The sequence below is a fragment of the Pantoea sp. CFSAN033090 genome, from assembly GCF_001264395.1.
GTDB lineage: Bacteria > Pseudomonadota > Gammaproteobacteria > Enterobacterales > Enterobacteriaceae > Pantoea > Pantoea agglomerans.
In genome coordinates this window covers 216,794-233,137 of record NZ_LGYX01000004.1, presented here as the reverse complement: position 1 = coordinate 233,137, position 16,344 = coordinate 216,794, and the positions used below count along the sequence as shown (strand labels likewise).

Below are 16,344 nucleotides of genomic sequence, written 5' to 3'. Positions count from 1 at the left end.
GACAGGCTCCCCGCTTGTCAGGCCTGCATGGCATCACGAACGCGTTGCAAATCGTCTGGCGTATCCACACCCACACTGGGAATGGTTTTCGCGACGGCGACATGAATTTTTTCGCCGTACCATAAAACACGCAGTTGCTCGAGCAGCTCAATCTGTTCCAGAGGACAAGGCGCCCAGGCGACATAGCGGCGTATAAAACCAGCACGGTAAGCGTAGATGCCAATGTGGCGCAGCAGCGTATCACCGATCTGCTCGCGCGATGCGGCGTACCGTTCACGATCCCAGGGTATGGTCGCCCGTGAAAAATAGAGCGCGTAGCCATTCACATCCATGACGACTTTCACCGCATTCGGATTAAAAGCTTCTTCCACATCGGTGATCGGCACCGCCAGCGTCGCCATCCCGGCCGCCGACCCCGCCAGATTGGTCGCCACCTGACGCACAATCTCGGCCGGAATCATCGGCTCATCGCCCTGCACGTTTACGATGATTTCATCATCGGCAAACTGATATTTTTCGATCACTTCCGCCAGTCGCTCAGTGCCAGACTGGTGATCGGCGCGCGTCATGCAGACTTCGCCGCCTGCCGCTTCCACTGCCTGCGCCACGTCGGGATGATCGGTGGCAACAATGACCCGGCTGGCACCCGATTCACGGGCCCGCTCCATGACATGCACGACCATCGGTTTACCGTGGATATCGAGCAGCGGCTTGCCGGGTAAGCGGGTTGACGCATAACGCGCAGGAATGATAGCGGTGAAACTCATGGATGAATCTCTTCAACTGACAGCGTGCGGGCTTCGGTTTCCAGCAGCACCGGAATGCCGTCCCGGACCGGGAAGGCCAGGCCATCAGGTTTGCAGATCAGCTCCTGTTGAGCATTGTTGAAGTAGAGTTTGCCATTGCAAACCGGGCAGGCAACGATTTCGAGTAAACGATGATCCATATGTCCTCCATCAGGGACCGAATGCTTAAGGATTCAAGCATACCATAGCGCGGCGCGTGCGGGATGGGGTAAAACGCCATCCCGCAGCGGCTGCCGCAAAATTGATTAATCCAGCGTCCACAGGGCTGGCCACTGATCGTTAAGCGCGTCGGGTGCCTGCAGGATAGCGACGCTTTCAGCACCCTGCCACGTCGCAAAGCGTTCGATAGCACGCCGGATATCCAGCAAAAATCGCGCCGTAACGCGGGTCTTCTCCTCCAGCCAGATATTTTTAATCTCCAGCTGTTTTGCCTGACGCAGCATGCGGGCATCCAGCCGCCCTTTTATCTGGCCGCGATGGAGAATGGGCAAAACAAAATAGCCAAATTTACGTTTTTCCTCCGGGGTATAGCACTCAATACGGTAGTCAAAATTGAACAGCTCCCGCGCACGCTTGCGATCCCAGACCACCGGATCAAACGGCGACAGCAGCGCGCTGTGCGTCGCCTGCAGCGGTGTCTCCAGCAACGGCACGTAGTCACGATGCAGCCACATCTCACCCAGTCCCTCTGTATTTACGGCGACCAGATCGCCCGCAGCCTGGGTGTCAGCGATAAAGTTGTTCACGGGTGCCCGCTTCAGGCGATAGTAATCCGCCAGCCAGGCCGCGCGGAAAACCCCTAAGCTGCGGGCGCTATTCATCAGCATCTGACGGGTCGCCTCCGCTTCACTGATGCCATGTATCGCATCCTGCCAGTCGGGCATCACGCGGCTGCGCAGATCGTAGACGCGCTGAAAATTACGGCGTTCGGTGACCATCAGCTCACCGGCGCTGAAGAGATTCTCCAGATGACGTTTGTGCGGTTTCCATGCCCACCAGCCTGACTTCGGGTTATCGGCATGGGTAAAATCGGCGGCGCGTACCGGGCCGTTGTCTCTGATCTGCTGCAGTAATTCGGCAATAGCCTGCTGGTGCTCAGCGACCCATTGCGCATTGTATTTCCAGCCCAGACGTTCCGGCGACAGCATGCGATGACGAAGAAGTCTGTAATCGGCACGGGGAATAAAGCAGGCTTCGTGCGCCCAGTACTCAAAGAGTTCGCCCTGTGCCAGAGCCTGTTCCAGCCATACCTGAGGATAGTTCCCCAGGCGACTGAACAGCACCAGATACGGACTGCGGGCCACCACATGAATGGTATCGATTTGCAGCAGCGACATGCGGGAAATGCAGTCAATCAGATCCTGATAAACAGCACGTTTTGCCGGAGTTCGCAGCAGGCCCTGCGCGGCGAGATGAAGGTGGCGTGCTTGCTGTAACGAAAGTGAATGCGTACTGTTCATCCTCTTCCTTATCAGGCTTCACCTGAACGGGGGCGGGTATCAGGAAATATGGCGGCAGAGTTGTTCAATGTCATCCAGTAACGGCGTCACGGCATTACCAGTTAAATGGGCATCGACCGGCAAATACCACCAGTCAGGCTGGGCAAAGTGACGGCATTTCACCGCGTCTTTTTCGGTCATCAGCAGTTGCTGACCCGCCTGGAGTAATCGGGTCAGTTCATCTTTGCTGTAGGCATGATGATCGGCAAAGGCGATCTCTGCGACCGGCGTTATACCCTGCTGTTTCAGCGTGGTGAAAAAACGCGGGGGATGACCAATACCGGCCATGGCGACTACCGCACCCAGTTGCTCCGGCGGGCAGGTTTCACCGGTCAGCAGATTGGTAGCCAGCCCGGGCTGAAGTTGCATGGCAATCTCGTCGGGCTGTGCTTCGCCGCCGTTAATGATCACGGCATCGACCTGCTGCAGACGATCGGCACGTTCACGCATCGGACCGGCAGGCAACCACCAGCCATTACCAAAACGACGGACCCCATCAACCACCACGATCTCGCGATCGCGCTGCAGGGCGTAATGCTGCAGGCCATCATCCGTGATGATCACATCCAGCGAACCCTGTTTCAGTAACGCCTCAATCGCCCGGCGCCGTTGAGGGGCGACCGCGACCGGCGCCCCGGTGCGCTGGGCGATCAATACCGGCTCATCCCCGGCCTGTTCGGTGGGGGTCTGCGCCGTGACCAGCAAGGGATAGTGGTCCGCCTTGCCGCCATATCCTCGGGAGACCACGCCAGCGCGCAGGCCGCGCTGCTGTAACGCCTCGACCAGCCAGATGACCACCGGCGTCTTTCCATTCCCGCCAGCAGTCAGGTTACCTACCACCACGACCGGCAGAGGCGCACGCCAGCTTTTACGCCAGCCGCGCCTGTAACTGAAGCGTATCAGGGCCGTGATCGCACCATACAGCAGGCTGAATGGCCATAGCAGCAGCCATAGCGGTGAGCGACCACTCCAGATACGTTCAATCATTGGCCGAACTGCATCTTGTGCAGCTGTGCATAGGCACCGCGTTCTGCTAACAGCACCTGATGCGTACCGCGTTCAACAATCTGGCCATCTTCAATTACCACGATTTCATCCGCTTTCTCGATGGTAGAGAGTCGGTGTGCAATCACCAGCGAGGTACGGTTCTTCTGCAACTCATCCAGTGCAGACTGAATCGCGCGTTCAGACTCGGTATCCAGCGCCGAGGTGGCTTCATCGAGGATCAGGATCGGGCAATCACGTAACAACGCACGGGCAATGGCAATACGCTGACGCTGACCGCCAGATAACAGCACGCCATTCTCGCCAATCATCGTATCCAGGCCCTTATCCATTTTATTGATAAAGTCCATGGCATGCGCCATGGTGGCCGCCTGCTCGATCTCTTCACGACTGTATTGCTCACTGCGGGCATACGCGATGTTATTGGCAATCGTGTCGTTGAAGAGGTGCACATTCTGTGACACCAGCGCCACCTGATTACGCAATGAGCGCAGGCTGTACTCACGCAGATCATGACCGTCCAGCAGGATTTCGCCCTGCTGGATGTCATAAAAGCGGGTCAGCAGGCTCGCCATCGTAGACTTACCGGAACCCGAACGGCCCACCAGCGCCACCGTTTTTCCTGCTGGCAGCGACAGATTGATATTACGCAGTGCCGGAATTTCACGGCCTGGGTAGGTAAAGGTGACATCACGGAATTCAATATCCCCTTTAGCACGGGTGATTTCGCGCGTACCGTTATCCACTTCCTGCTCACTATCCAGAATAGAGAACAGTGTCTGACAGGCCGCCATCCCACGCTGGAACTGGGCGTTGACGTTGGTCAGAGACTTAAGCGGGCGCATCAGGGCAATCATCGAGGAGAAGACCACGGTGATGGTACCGGCTGTCAGGGTATCCATGACGCTGGGGAAGCTGGCGGCATAGAGCACAAAAGCCAGTGCCAGCGACGCGATCAGCTGAATAATCGGATCGGAAATGGAGGAGGCTGAAACGAGTTTCATTCCCTGCTGACGCATCCGGTTACTGACGCGGGAAAAGCGCTCCGATTCAATGTCCTGTCCGCCAAAAATCAGCACTTCTTTGTGCCCTTTCAGCATCTGCTCGGCGCTGGTTGTCACCTGACCCATAGTATTCTGCATACTTTTGCTGATGGTGCGGAAGCGCTTAGAGACGGTGCGGATAGCAAAGGAGACGATAGGTGCCAGTACAATCAGGATCAGCGACAGCTGCCAGCTGTAGTAGAACATCATGATAAACAGGCCAATAATGGAAGCCCCTTCACGCACTACGGTGACCAGCGCGCCCGAAGAAGAGGAGGCGACCTGCTCAGAATCGTAAGTAATGCGTGACAACAGGGTGCCGGTTGACTGCTGGTCGAAAAACGAAACCGGCATGCCCATCATATGGCTGAACAGACGACGGCGGATGTTCATCACGACGTTGCCAGAGACCCAGGAGATGCAGTAGCTGGAAATATAACTGGTAACTCCGCGTACCAGCATCAGGCCAATAACCACTAACGGCAGCCACAGCATCACCGATCTGTCAGCTTTACCAAAACCATCATCCAGTAACGGTTTCAACAGTGAGAGCATTAAGGCGTCGCCCGCAGCATTAATAATCAGGGCGACTGAGGCCGCAATTAATCCCGCTTTATTAGGCGCGATCATCGGCCAGAGTCGGCGAAACGTCTGCCACGTAGAGAGATCTTTATCTTGATGCATTATTTATTCACGCTGTTGGAAATAGCCGGCCATTCTACCTGGATTCGCGTTTGACGCCAAACCACTGATGATACCAACGGGGCATTAATTGTTCCCGCAGGGTAGAAACCTGCGCTCTGCCCTGTTCTATCCTGATACTGATTTGTCCTGACTGGCCCGTATCCAGCCAGTAAAAACCGGCCGTTCGGTAGTTTTCCAGCACATTTTTCGCGGGCATGCGCCATGCATTGTAGCGTGCCAGCGAGGCGATAGCGGTGTGGCCTGCGGCTTTACGCAGCAGCAATGAGGTCGACGACGTCCGGCTGCCGTGGTGCGGGACCTGCAGAATATCGACCTTCAGCCCCTGCTTCTCCAGCGCCACCAGCTGGCGTTCCGCTTTCGCTTCAATATCACCGGTTAACATCAGCCGGACCTGACCATCATCGACGATCACCACACAGGAGTCATTATTTCCGCCCGGCAGGGGTGCCGTCAGCGGCCAGATCACCCGAAAGTGGAGCTGCCGCCAGCGCCACTGCGTGCCCCGTACGCAGGGTAAGTGTGCCTCATCAGCCAGCGCACTTCTGACTTCAACCGCTGGCCAGCGTTGAGTAATTGCCGCCAGCCCGCCAGTATGATCCAGATGTTTATGACTCAGGATGACCTGTTTTAACCGTAGCTGCCTGCGCTCCAGCCACGGAATGATCACCCGACTCCCCGCATTATCGTTCTGCCAGCGCGGGCCGGTATCATACATCACTGCCTCGTCGCCCTGGCTGATCACCAGACTCAGACCGTGCCCGATATCCAGCATATCGATTCGCCAGCCCTGCTCCTGTTCTGGCTGGCGACTCAGTATCATTGCCAGCGCTAACGCGCCGCTGCTTAGTGGCAGAGAGAAGAAGAGCTGCGCACGCCAGAGAATCAGACCGCCCCATACCATGACCGTAAACCAGGTTGTGCCACTCAGCGGCCACCAGCCTGGTGGCAGCAACGTCAGGCAATGAAACAGTGCACGTAATGAGAGATCGGCCGCTCCCCAGAAGAAGCCAGATAAATGCGCCACCGGCAGCAGCAGGGCGAGCGTCACCAGAGGCATGGTAATAAACGAGACGATCGGAATCGCGACAACATTTGCCACCAGCGCAGTCAGGCTGATGCCGTTGAAAATCGCCACCTGCAACGGCACCATTAAAATCATCATGCCCGCCTGTAAATGCAGCAATTGTACCGGAATCCAGCGCCGTTGCTGACGGAACGACGCGGGCAGCGGGAACCAGTGATACCAGACCAGCAGCATGCCGACAGCCAGTACCGAGAGCCAGAAGCTGTCAGAGAGCACGGTCAGCGGGTCGGTTACCAGCAGTAATGCAATACAGAACGTCCAGACCTGCCAGCTATTCAGCTGAACACCCGCAAACCGTGTTATCGCCCAGAGCGTCAGGGCAAGCAGCGAACGCTCTGCGGGAGGCTGTGCACCGGAGAGCCAGGTATAGATTGCAGCAAACAGCCAGCTCACGATGAGGGGGAAAAGATAGCTGATATAACGGGCTGGCAAGATAAATTGCACCCCACGCGCAATCATCCAGCCGGTGCTGGCGGCCAGGGCGATATGCATGCCCGATATCGCCATCAGATGCGCGGTACCGGTATCCCGCAGTAGCTGACGCGTCTGCTGGCTCATCTCATCCCGAATGCCAAAAGCCAGTGCCTCCAGCGTTGCACGTGCAGGCATTGCACGGGTCCTGTCACGATGCCATAAAATAAATCGCCAGCGGCTATCACAGCGATCGCTTACCGCAGTCTGCTTAAGGATTCGTCCCTGAAGCGGCGTATTATTAGCCAGTGCAAAACGCTGCGCATCGAAATCACCCTCATTAAGGCGGGCATGTACCGGTCGCAGACGCAGTTGCATCGTCCAGCGTTGTCCTGGACAGTAGACCTCCGGATCAGTATCAAACCAGAGCCAGGCAAAGCGAGGCGGAAAAATCATCCTGCCCTCCTCTTTCAGCAGACGAACCCGGATTTGCTTCCGCTCTTTCCGCAGTTCACTGATCTGAAGGGTGTAGGTGGCAGGACGCGCCGAGAACTTTTCGATATCCCGCACCATCAGACGGGCGTCGTTACAGGCCCATGCCAGCAACAGCAGAGTAATACCGGCCAGACGGACGGGTTGATAAGGGCAATGCAGCAGAGCCAGTCCTGTGAGGAGGAAGCCCCCCATCACCTCACCGGAAGGCAGCCGGGCCATCAGCATTAGCGGTAACGTTGCAACGATCGCCAGTCGCGCCAGAACGGTCCATGTCAGCATAATCGTATCCATTGATTCAGTTCGATTATTCTGGGCAAAGGAGGTAAAAGTAACAGCGGATGATCAGGCAGGCTGGAGCGCTCTCACAAAGAGAGTGCGGCGTTGCAGTGTTGATGACAGCAATCCGGATGTCAGATCTGAGCCTGAATCGCAGGCAAAAAAAAACGACATCCGGAGATGTCGTTTATCTGGTTCGGTATCGGCTTAGCCGTAGATATTTGCGCGATCGCGCAGCTCTTTGCCTGGCTTAAAGTGGGGAACGTATTTACCTTCCAGATCCACTTTGTCACCCGTTTTCGGGTTACGTCCAGTACGCGGAGCGCGATAGTGCAAAGAAAAGCTGCCGAATCCCCGGATTTCGATGCGTTCGCCCTGTGCCAGCGTAGTGGCCATGTGCTCAAGCATCTCTTTTACTGCATCCTCAACGACTTTCGCCGGTATATGAGTATGCTGTCCCGCCAGTCTTTCGATCAGTTCTGACTTGGTCATGTAACCTCCGGTTTATCCCTATGGGAATGTATGACAGCTTTTACCGAAACCGGGTGGTTGCCCACCCGGTGCTTCAGGCCGATTACTCGCCTTTAGCCGCTTTGAACGCTTCAGCCATAGCGCTAGAGAAATTGCCTTCTTCCTGTTTGGTGTTAACAGTATTGATAGCTTCTTTCTCATCAGCCTGGTCTTTCGCACGGACAGACAGGCTTACGACACGGTTTTTACGATCAACGCCGGTGAACTTAGCTTCAACGTCGTCGCCAACGTTCAGAACCAGAGTTGCATCTTCAATGCGGTCCAGTGAAGCTTCAGAAGCGCGCAGGTAACCCTCAACGCCGTCTGCTAATTCAACTGTAGCACCTTTAGCATCAACTGCAGTCACTTTACCGGTGACGATGGCACCTTTCTTGTTCAAAGTGATGTAGTTGTTGAACGGATCTTCTGCCAGCTGTTTAACGCCCAGAGAGATACGCTCGCGCTCTGCATCAACCTGCAGTACAACGGCAGCGATTTCGTCGCCTTTTTTGTACTCACGAACGGCTTCTTCGCCAGTCGCGTTCCAGGAGATGTCAGACAGGTGAACCAGACCGTCGATGCCGCCATCCAGGCCGATGAAGATACCGAAGTCAGTGATTGACTTGATTTTACCTTCAACACGATCGCCTTTGTTGTGCGTCTCAGCGAACAGCTGCCATGGGTTAGATTTACACTGCTTCAGACCCAGGGAGATACGACGACGCTCTTCGTCAATGTCCAGAACCATAACTTCAACCACGTCGCCTACGTTAACAACTTTAGACGGATGGATGTTTTTGTTGGTCCAGTCCATTTCAGACACGTGTACCAGACCTTCAACGCCTTCTTCGATTTCCACGAAGCAGCCGTAATCAGTCAGGTTGGTAACACGACCGGTCAGGCGAGTGCCTTCCGGATAGCGTTTAGCGATAGCAACCCATGGATCTTCGCCCAGCTGCTTCAGACCCAGAGAAACACGGGTACGCTCGCGGTCGAACTTCAGCACCTTAACGGTGATTTCGTCGCCCACGTTGACGATTTCGCTTGGATGCTTAACGCGTTTCCATGCCATGTCAGTGATGTGCAGCAGGCCATCAACGCCGCCCAGATCAACGAATGCACCGTAGTCAGTCAGGTTCTTAACGATACCTTTGACTTCCATGCCTTCCTGCAGGTTTTCCAGCAGTTGATCGCGCTCTGCGCTGTTTTCGGATTCGATAACCGCACGACGTGAAACCACGACGTTGTTGCGTTTCTGATCCAGCTTGATCACTTTGAATTCAAGCTCTTTGCCTTCCAGGTGCAGCGTATCGCGCACCGGACGCACATCTACCAGTGAACCTGGCAGGAACGCACGGATACCGTTGAGCTCAACTGTGAAGCCGCCTTTAACTTTGCCGTTGATAACACCGGTAACAGTTTCAGCGTCTTCGTAAGCTTTCTCCAGCGTGATCCATGCTTCATGGCGCTTAGCTTTCTCACGGGACAGCAGGGTTTCACCGAAGCCGTCTTCCACTGCATCCAGAGCAACATCAACTTCGTCGCCTACCTGGATTTCCAGTTCGCCGGCTGCGTTCTTGAACTGCTCTGCAGGAATTGCAGATTCAGATTTCAGACCCGCATCAACCAGAACGACATCTTTGTCGATAGAAACGACGATGCCACGAACGATAGAACCCGGGCGGGTTTCGATTGTTTTTAAGGATTCTTCAAATAGTTGAGCAAAAGATTCAGTCATATTGATAATCTTCAGGATTCTTCAATTTAACGTCCATCTGACTTCATGTCGGATGGGGTTGTTTCACATGCCCGGCACCGGATCCATGGTACAGGGTGGTAGATTCAGTTAAGCCGTAATACCCAGCTTCTCGCGGGCATATTGTAGCGCTTTTTCAATGACTTGATCGATAGACATCTCGGTAGAGTCCAGAACCAGTGCATCGCCAGCGGCTACTAAAGGCGCAATTGCGCGATTACGATCGCGGTCGTCGCGTTCTTTTATCTCGGCTAAAAGGCGGTCAAAGTTAACATTAAAGCCATTATCCTGCAACTGTAGCATACGGCGCTGAGCACGCTCTTCCGGGCTGGCATCAAGGAAAATTTTCACTGGCGCATCCGGAAAAACCACGGTGCCCATATCACGGCCATCAGCAATCAGGCCCGGCATCTCGCGGAAACCGCGCTGGCGGCGCAATAATGCTTCGCGTACCCGGGGAAAAGCGGCAACACGAGAAGCGGTGTTGCTGACCTCCTGAGTACGGATTTCACCGGTGACATCTTCACCTTCAAGTATGACCTGCATTTCACCATTTTGTGACACAAAGCGCACATCCAGGTGAGCAGCAATCGGCACCAGCGCTTCTTCAGATTCAATCTCCACCTGATGATGCAATGCGGCTAACGCCAGCACGCGATAAATAGCACCGGAGTCCAGCAGATGCCACTGCAGCGATTCAGCCATCGCTTTGCACAGGGTTCCCTTTCCCGCTCCACTTGGCCCATCAATAGTTATGACCGGGGCAGTTACTGTCATTATTCCCTCCTGTTGCTGCGTGCTTCCTGACCTTTCGGTCACCATTAATGACTAGCATTATACGCTGCATAGCACGGCTTGGTTACCCTTTCGCACTGATCAGGTTCGTAATCTTAGTCAATTCAGAGGATCTCTGGCCTGTTACAGCCAGATAAAATCAGGGGAGTTCCGGTGCGAACCGCACCGGAAAGGGGGATATCAGGCGCTCTGGCTGATTTTAGCCAGTTGAACGAAATAGTCCGGGAAGGTTTTTGCAGTACAGCCAGGATCGAGAATGGTCACCGGGGTATCAGAAAGTGCAACCAGAGAGAAACACATCGCCATGCGGTGGTCATTGTAGGTGCCAATATCCGCATGAATCAGCGTCGCTGGCGGCGTAATGCGGATGTAGTCATGACCCTCTTCGACTTCTGCCCCGACTTTACGCAGCTCTGTGGCCATTGCGCTCAGTCGATCGGTCTCTTTTACCCGCCAGTTATAAATATTGCGTAACCGGGTGGTGCCCTCTGCAAATAGCGCCGTAGTCGCGATGGTCATTGCAGCATCCGGAATATGGTTCATGTCCATATCAATGGCCTGCAGTTTGCCGGCCGTACAGGCAATGTAATCATCGCCCCACTCAATCGTCGCGCCCATCTTTTCCAGCACGTCAGCAAACCGGATGTCACCCTGCACACTCTGGCGTCCAATCCCGGTGACGCGAACCGTGCCGCCTTTAATGGCGGCAGCGGCCAGGAAATAGGAAGCGGAAGAGGCATCGCCTTCAACCAGGTAATCACCCGGCGACTGATACTGTTGCTGTCCCTTGATCAGGAAGCGTTGATAGTTCTGATTCTCAACCTCGACGCCAAAGCACTGCATCAGATTAAGGGTAATATCGATGTAAGGTTTCGACACCAAATCACCTTTGATGGTGATGCAGGTATCCTGCTGTGCCAGCGGCGCGGTCATCAGCAGCGCGGTCAGGAACTGGCTGGAAACGCTGCCATCCACACTGACTTCACCCCCGGTAAAACCACCGCGTAAACGCAGCGGCGGATAGTTTTCGTTTTCCAGGTACTCAATGGTTGCTCCGCCCTGACGAAGTGCGTCAACCAGATGCCCGATTGGACGCTCTTTCATGCGGGGTTCGCCGGTCAGTTCGATATCGTGCTGGCCCAGACAAAGCGCCGCGGCCAGCGGACGCATTGCGGTTCCGGCATTGCCCAGAAACAGTGACAGCGGTTGAGATGCGTGCAGTGGCCCGGCATTTCCCGTCACTTCACACAGGGTGCGATCGCTGGAAAGCGTATAGCTTACACCAAGCGCGGTCAGCGCGTTCAGCATGTGCTTAACGTCGTCGCTGTCGAGCAGGTTGGTAAGACGGGTTGTACCTTTAGCCAGAGCAGCCAGCAGCAATGCACGATTGGAAACGCTCTTTGAGCCGGGCAGATTTACCGTGCCGTTGACGCGCGCAATCGGTTGGAGAGTCAGGGAGTCCTGCATGTGAAACGAAATCCTCAAAAAATACAGAGACCTCGCCGTGTGACGAGGTCTGGCATCAGCATCAATGCTGATATCTTAATAATCAGCCGTGACGGCGTTCAAAATCGACCATGAAATCGGTCAGGGCCTTCACACCTTCCAGCGGCATCGCATTATAAATAGAGGCGCGCATACCGCCTACTACACGATGGCCTTTAAGCGCGTGTAATCCCGCCTTAAACGACTCTTCCAGGAACAGCGCATCGAGTGAAGCATCGGCCAGCTGGAAAGGGATGTTCATGCGTGAGCGGTTTTCTGTTGCCACATCATTACGATAGAAGCCACTGTGATCGATTACGCCATAAAGCAGGTCAGATTTTGCCTGATTGATACGATCAATTTCAGCCACACCGCCCTTCTCTTTCAGCCATTTAAACACCAGCCCTGAGAGATACCACGCAAAAGTCGGCGGGGTGTTAAACATCGAATCGTTATCGGCCAGCACTTTGTAATCGAGGATTGAGGGCACAGAGGCGTGCGCCTGACCCAGCAGATCTTCGCGAACGACAACCAGCGTTAATCCGGCCGGGCCCACATTTTTCTGCGCACCCGCATAAATCACACCGTAACGACTCACATCGATAGGGCGTGACAGAATGGTGGATGAGAAATCAGCAACAACGGTTTTACTGCCAAAGTCGGGCTGTTCGTCAATCGCGATGCCATCAATGGTTTCATTCGGGCAGAAATGCAGGTAAGCGGACGTCTCACTCACCTCCCATTCGCTCATCGGCAGGATGGCTCGTTTACCGTCGCGCGTTGTTTTGACATCAAGCGTGCGTGGGGAACAAAACTTTTCCGCTTCTTTTATTGCGCTATGCGCCCAGTAACCGCCATCAACATAGTCGGCACTGGTCGCTTTACCCAGCAGATTTCCCGGTACGGCAGCGAACTGCGCACGCGCCCCACCATGACAGAATAAAACTTTGTAATTCGACGGTATTTTTAGCAGATCACGGAAGTCCTGCTCCGCTTCTTCAGCCACCTGAATAAACTCTTTACTGCGGTGACTGATCTCCATTACAGAGGTACCCAGACCGCGCCAGTTCGTCAGTTCCTGTTCTGCACGACGAAGCACTTCAACCGGTAGCATCGCCGGGCCAGAGCTAAAATTATAAACTTGCGTCATTTCCCCTCACCACTGTCATATCGAACGGTTATGAATAACCATCCGGTTTTATCACTGCATTCTGATAGCTGCAATCATAAATCAGGGAGCGGTCACATTTTCTGAATCCGGCTCGCCGGAGGTTATGTTACCAATGCAAATCTGCGCGGAATTTTGTGAGGCTTTATCCAGCGCCATTAATTCGCGTTTGGCCTGAGAGCAGAAGTGATGAAAACTAAGCCGGTAAAGTAAGCCGGTAAAAATGTCCCGCCCTGATAGCGGTCTGTTAGCAAAATCCGTATCATTGCGCGCTTTACGCACCCTATGACAACTGAGAGAGCGGCACTATGACGCAAACATTTATCCCGGGCAAAGATGCCGCACTGGAAGACTCCATTGCGCGTTTCCAGAACAAGCTGCAGGATCTTGGCTTTAACATTGAAGAAGCATCCTGGCTGAATCCTGTCCCCCATGTCTGGTCAGTGCATATCCGCGACCGCGATTGCCCGCTCTGTTTTACCAACGGCAAGGGCGCCAGTAAAAAAGCGGCGCTGGCCTCCGCGCTTGGCGAGTATTTCGAGCGTCTCTCAACTAACTATTTTTTTGCTGACTTCTGGCTGGGAAAAAAGATCGCTAACGGTGATTTTGTTCACTATCCCAATGAAAAATGGTTTGCGTTACCTGATGATGAGTCCTTACCTGAAGGTATTCTGGATCCACGCCTGCGCGCATTCTACGATCCCGATAATGCCCTGACGGCTTCCGGCCTGATCGATCTGCAGTCCGGGAATACTGAACGTGGTATCTGCGCCCTGCCCTTTACCCGTCAGTCCGACCAGCAGACTGTCTATATCCCGATGAATATTATCGGCAACCTCTATGTCTCAAACGGCATGTCGGCAGGTAATACCGCGAACGAAGCGCGTGTTCAGGGGCTGTCTGAAGTGTTTGAGCGCTATATTAAAAACCGCATTATTGCTGAAGCGATCAGCCTGCCTGCGATTCCTGATGACGTGATGCAGCGTTATCCTGAGGTGATCGAGGCCATTGCACGTCTTGAAGCGGAAGGCTTCCCGATTTTCGCTTATGACGCCTCTCTCGGCGGTAAATATCCGGTTATCTGCGTGGTGCTGTTTAACCCAACCAACGGAACCTGTTTTGCCTCATTTGGTGCTCACCCTGATTTCGGTGTGGCGCTGGAGCGTACCGTTACCGAGTTGCTGCAGGGCCGAAGCCTCAAAGATCTGGATGTGTTTACTCCACCGACCTTTGATGACGAAGAAGTGGCTGAGCATGCCAACCTTGAAACACACTTCATCGATTCAAGCGGCCTGATCTCCTGGGATCTGTTTAAAGAAACTGCGGATTATCCTTTTGTCGACTGGTCATTCGCGGGCAGCACCGAACAGGAATTCGCCACGCTGATGGCAATCTTCGCCTCGGAAGATCAGGAAATCTATATTGCAGACTACGAGCATCTGGGTGTCTATGCCTGCCGCATCATCGTGCCAGGCATGTCTGATATCTATCCGGCAGAAGATCTGTTCCTGGCGAACAACAGCATGGGAGCGGGCATGCGTGAAACCCTGCTGGCCCTGCCTGACAGCAACTGGAATCCGGAAGAGTATCTGGATCTGATTGGACAGCTTGATGATGAAGGCTTTGACGACTTCACCCGCGTTCGTGAGCTGCTGGGTCTGGCGACCGGTAAAGACAATGGCTGGTACACGCTGCGTGTTGGCGAATTAAAAGCGATGCTGGCGCTGGCGGGCGGCGATCTGGATCAGGCATTGATCTGGACAGAATGGACGATGGAGTTTAACAGCTCAATCTTTACGCCAGAGCGCGCTAACTACTATCGTTGCCTGCAGACCCTGCTGTTACTGGCTATGGAAGATGAGCGTGATCCATTGCAGTATCATCACGCTTTCCTGCGGATGTATGGTGAGAGCGCAATGGAAGCAGCCTCAGCCGCGATCAGTGGTGAGAATCCGTTTAATGGCCTTCAGGCTGTTGATGATGAGCTGCAGGCCTTCCCTGCCCATCAGTCGCTGCTTGCCGCCTACGAAAAACTGCAAAACGCCAAACGTCACTACTGGAAAAACGCGTAAGCCATAACGCGTCAGACTGAAAGCAGACGGTTAAACATGGCACTGGATTTATCTGGTGCCATCATTCCCCACTTTCTCTATGAAACATTAGCTACTTTAAAACTCCTTCCTATTACATCACATCATTTTAATTAACATATAAGCCATTAATTAATAACACAGCCTGAACAAAAAAAGTGGCGCATCACTTTATATTAAAATATTTTTGTATTTTTAAAATAAATTTATTTGATTATATTCAGTTAGTTAACTCATTATTTTCTTATTAATTTGCGACCAGTGGGTTACCACCCTGGCAAACATGATCCATATCAATTACTGACCTATACTCCTTTGTTAGTATTTTTTCAGACAACTTCAGGAGTAAGTTAGTGTGAAAACTGACAACCCTTTTAATCTTTTATTACCCGCCGCGATGGCGAAAGTGGCCGAAGACGCGGGTATCTATAAAGCAACCAAACATCCTTTTACGACCTTCTTTCTGGCAATAAACGCCGGCGTATTTATCTCAATCGCATTCGTTTTTTATATTACAGCAACCACCGGTAGCGGCGCGATGCCATATGGCATAGCCAAACTGATTGGAGGTATCTGCTTTTCACTTGGCTTAATGCTGGTCGTGGTATGTGGTGCTGACCTTTTTACCTCTACTGTATTAATCGTTGTCGCCAAAGCCAGTGGCCGTATCAGCTGGGGCCAGCTGGCCCGCAACTGGATTAACGTCTACGCCGGTAACCTTGCAGGTGCACTCTTCTTTGTCGCCCTGATGTGGTTTGCCGGACAGCACATGGTCGCGAATGGTGCCTGGGGATTGAATGTCCTGCAAACCGCCGACCACAAGATGCATCACACCTTCATAGAGGCGGTTTGTCTGGGTACATTGGCCAATCTGCTGGTCTGTCTCGCCGTCTGGATGAGTTACTCAGGCCGCACCCTGACCGATAAGCTGGTCGTGATGATTCTGCCTGTTGCGATGTTTGTCGCAAGCGGTTTCGAACACAGTATCGCCAACATGTTTCTTATACCCTATGCCATTGCTATTCGTGACTTCGCGACACCTGAATTCTGGCAGGCAGCTGGCACCACGGCGGCACAGTTTCACTCGCTGACCCTCAGTAACTTTATTATCGACAACCTGATTCCCGTGACCATCGGAAACATTATCGGCGGCGGCGTTCTGGTTGGGTTGACCTACTGGGTTATCTATCTCCGTAAAGGTGACCAGGTTCATTAA

Annotated in this window: 13 protein-coding genes; 2 read left to right on the top strand and 11 right to left on the bottom strand. The window is 53.7% G+C overall.

What is annotated here, in order from left to right:
- Positions 1 to 17: 17 nt before the first annotated feature.
- The 11 genes from kdsB to serC all read right to left on the bottom strand — a co-directional run bounded on the left by kdsB (position 18) and on the right by serC (position 13,020).
- Positions 18 to 767, bottom strand: a complete 750-nt coding sequence (gene kdsB / locus AFL22_RS04490) for a 3-deoxy-manno-octulosonate cytidylyltransferase (protein WP_010254955.1) — start codon at positions 765 to 767, stop codon at positions 18 to 20.
- The gene (locus AFL22_RS04485; protein ID WP_003849374.1) at positions 764 to 946 is read right to left on the bottom strand and encodes a Trm112 family protein; all 183 of its coding nucleotides are present in this window, start codon (positions 944 to 946) and stop codon (positions 764 to 766) included. The genes kdsB and AFL22_RS04485 overlap by 4 nt, the downstream gene beginning before the upstream one ends.
- Positions 947 to 1,051: 105 nt before the next feature.
- Entirely contained in the window at positions 1,052 to 2,266 is a 1,215-nt protein-coding gene (locus AFL22_RS04480; protein WP_052270869.1) for a winged helix-turn-helix domain-containing protein, read from the bottom strand.
- 39 nt (positions 2,267 to 2,305) lie between these two features.
- Positions 2,306 to 3,292: a tetraacyldisaccharide 4'-kinase gene (lpxK, locus tag AFL22_RS04475; protein ID WP_010254951.1), complete on the bottom strand. Its 987-nt coding sequence runs from the start codon at positions 3,290 to 3,292 to the stop codon at positions 2,306 to 2,308.
- Positions 3,289 to 5,037, bottom strand: a complete 1,749-nt coding sequence (msbA, locus tag AFL22_RS04470; RefSeq protein ID WP_010669759.1) for a lipid A ABC transporter ATP-binding protein/permease MsbA — start codon at positions 5,035 to 5,037, stop codon at positions 3,289 to 3,291. The genes lpxK and msbA overlap by 4 nt, the downstream gene beginning before the upstream one ends.
- 34 nt (positions 5,038 to 5,071) lie before the next feature.
- Positions 5,072 to 7,327 (bottom strand): DNA internalization-related competence protein ComEC/Rec2, encoded by a 2,256-nt coding sequence (locus tag AFL22_RS04465; RefSeq protein WP_052270868.1) that lies wholly within the window; start codon positions 7,325 to 7,327, stop codon positions 5,072 to 5,074.
- Between the two features lie 204 nt (positions 7,328 to 7,531).
- Positions 7,532 to 7,816 carry an integration host factor subunit beta gene (ihfB, locus tag AFL22_RS04460; protein ID WP_003849360.1) on the bottom strand — a complete coding sequence of 95 codons (285 nt, stop codon included), beginning with the start codon at positions 7,814 to 7,816 and terminating at the stop codon, positions 7,532 to 7,534.
- Positions 7,817 to 7,898: 82 nt separating this feature from the next.
- A complete protein-coding gene (gene rpsA / locus AFL22_RS04455; protein ID WP_003849352.1) occupies positions 7,899 to 9,572 on the bottom strand; it encodes a 30S ribosomal protein S1 in 1,674 nt (557 codons plus the stop codon).
- Positions 9,573 to 9,680: 108 nt separating this feature from the next.
- Positions 9,681 to 10,367 (bottom strand): (d)CMP kinase, encoded by a 687-nt coding sequence (gene cmk, locus AFL22_RS04450; RefSeq protein WP_010254946.1) that lies wholly within the window; start codon positions 10,365 to 10,367, stop codon positions 9,681 to 9,683.
- 198 nt (positions 10,368 to 10,565) lie between these two features.
- On the bottom strand, positions 10,566 to 11,852 hold the full coding sequence (gene aroA, locus AFL22_RS04445) for a 3-phosphoshikimate 1-carboxyvinyltransferase (protein WP_010254943.1): 1,287 nt from the start codon (positions 11,850 to 11,852) through the stop codon (positions 10,566 to 10,568).
- An 82-nt stretch (positions 11,853 to 11,934) separates the two neighbouring features.
- Positions 11,935 to 13,020 carry a 3-phosphoserine/phosphohydroxythreonine transaminase gene (gene serC / locus AFL22_RS04440; RefSeq protein WP_033757140.1) on the bottom strand — a complete coding sequence of 362 codons (1,086 nt, stop codon included), beginning with the start codon at positions 13,018 to 13,020 and terminating at the stop codon, positions 11,935 to 11,937.
- Between the two features lie 326 nt (positions 13,021 to 13,346).
- Here serC and ycaO point away from each other — a divergent pair, with 326 nt between their 5' ends.
- Positions 13,347 to 15,110 carry a 30S ribosomal protein S12 methylthiotransferase accessory factor YcaO gene (gene ycaO, locus AFL22_RS04435; RefSeq protein ID WP_052270867.1) on the top strand — a complete coding sequence of 588 codons (1,764 nt, stop codon included), beginning with the start codon at positions 13,347 to 13,349 and terminating at the stop codon, positions 15,108 to 15,110.
- Between the two features lie 373 nt (positions 15,111 to 15,483).
- Positions 15,484 to 16,344, top strand: a complete 861-nt coding sequence (gene focA / locus AFL22_RS04430) for a formate transporter FocA (protein ID WP_010254939.1) — start codon at positions 15,484 to 15,486, stop codon at positions 16,342 to 16,344.

Excerpts from the sequence above, each read along its gene's own strand:
- kdsB (WP_010254955.1), bottom strand. The coding sequence starts at position 767 with ATGAGTTTCACCGCTATCATTCCTGCGCGTTATGCGTCAACCCGCTTA.
- AFL22_RS04485 (WP_003849374.1), bottom strand. The coding sequence starts at position 946 with ATGGATCATCGTTTACTCGAAATCGTTGCCTGCCCGGTTTGCAATGGC.
- AFL22_RS04480 (WP_052270869.1), bottom strand. The coding sequence starts at position 2,266 with ATGAACAGTACGCATTCACTTTCGTTACAGCAAGCACGCCACCTTCAT.
- lpxK (WP_010254951.1), bottom strand. The coding sequence starts at position 3,292 with ATGATTGAACGTATCTGGAGTGGTCGCTCACCGCTATGGCTGCTGCTA.
- msbA (WP_010669759.1), bottom strand. The coding sequence starts at position 5,037 with ATGCATCAAGATAAAGATCTCTCTACGTGGCAGACGTTTCGCCGACTC.
- AFL22_RS04465 (WP_052270868.1), bottom strand. The coding sequence starts at position 7,327 with ATGCTGACATGGACCGTTCTGGCGCGACTGGCGATCGTTGCAACGTTA.
- ihfB (WP_003849360.1), bottom strand. The coding sequence starts at position 7,816 with ATGACCAAGTCAGAACTGATCGAAAGACTGGCGGGACAGCATACTCAT.
- rpsA (WP_003849352.1), bottom strand. The coding sequence starts at position 9,572 with ATGACTGAATCTTTTGCTCAACTATTTGAAGAATCCTTAAAAACAATC.
- cmk (WP_010254946.1), bottom strand. The coding sequence starts at position 10,367 with ATGACAGTAACTGCCCCGGTCATAACTATTGATGGGCCAAGTGGAGCG.
- aroA (WP_010254943.1), bottom strand. The coding sequence starts at position 11,852 with ATGCAGGACTCCCTGACTCTCCAACCGATTGCGCGCGTCAACGGCACG.
- serC (WP_033757140.1), bottom strand. The coding sequence starts at position 13,020 with ATGACGCAAGTTTATAATTTTAGCTCTGGCCCGGCGATGCTACCGGTT.
- ycaO (WP_052270867.1), top strand. The coding sequence starts at position 13,347 with ATGACGCAAACATTTATCCCGGGCAAAGATGCCGCACTGGAAGACTCC.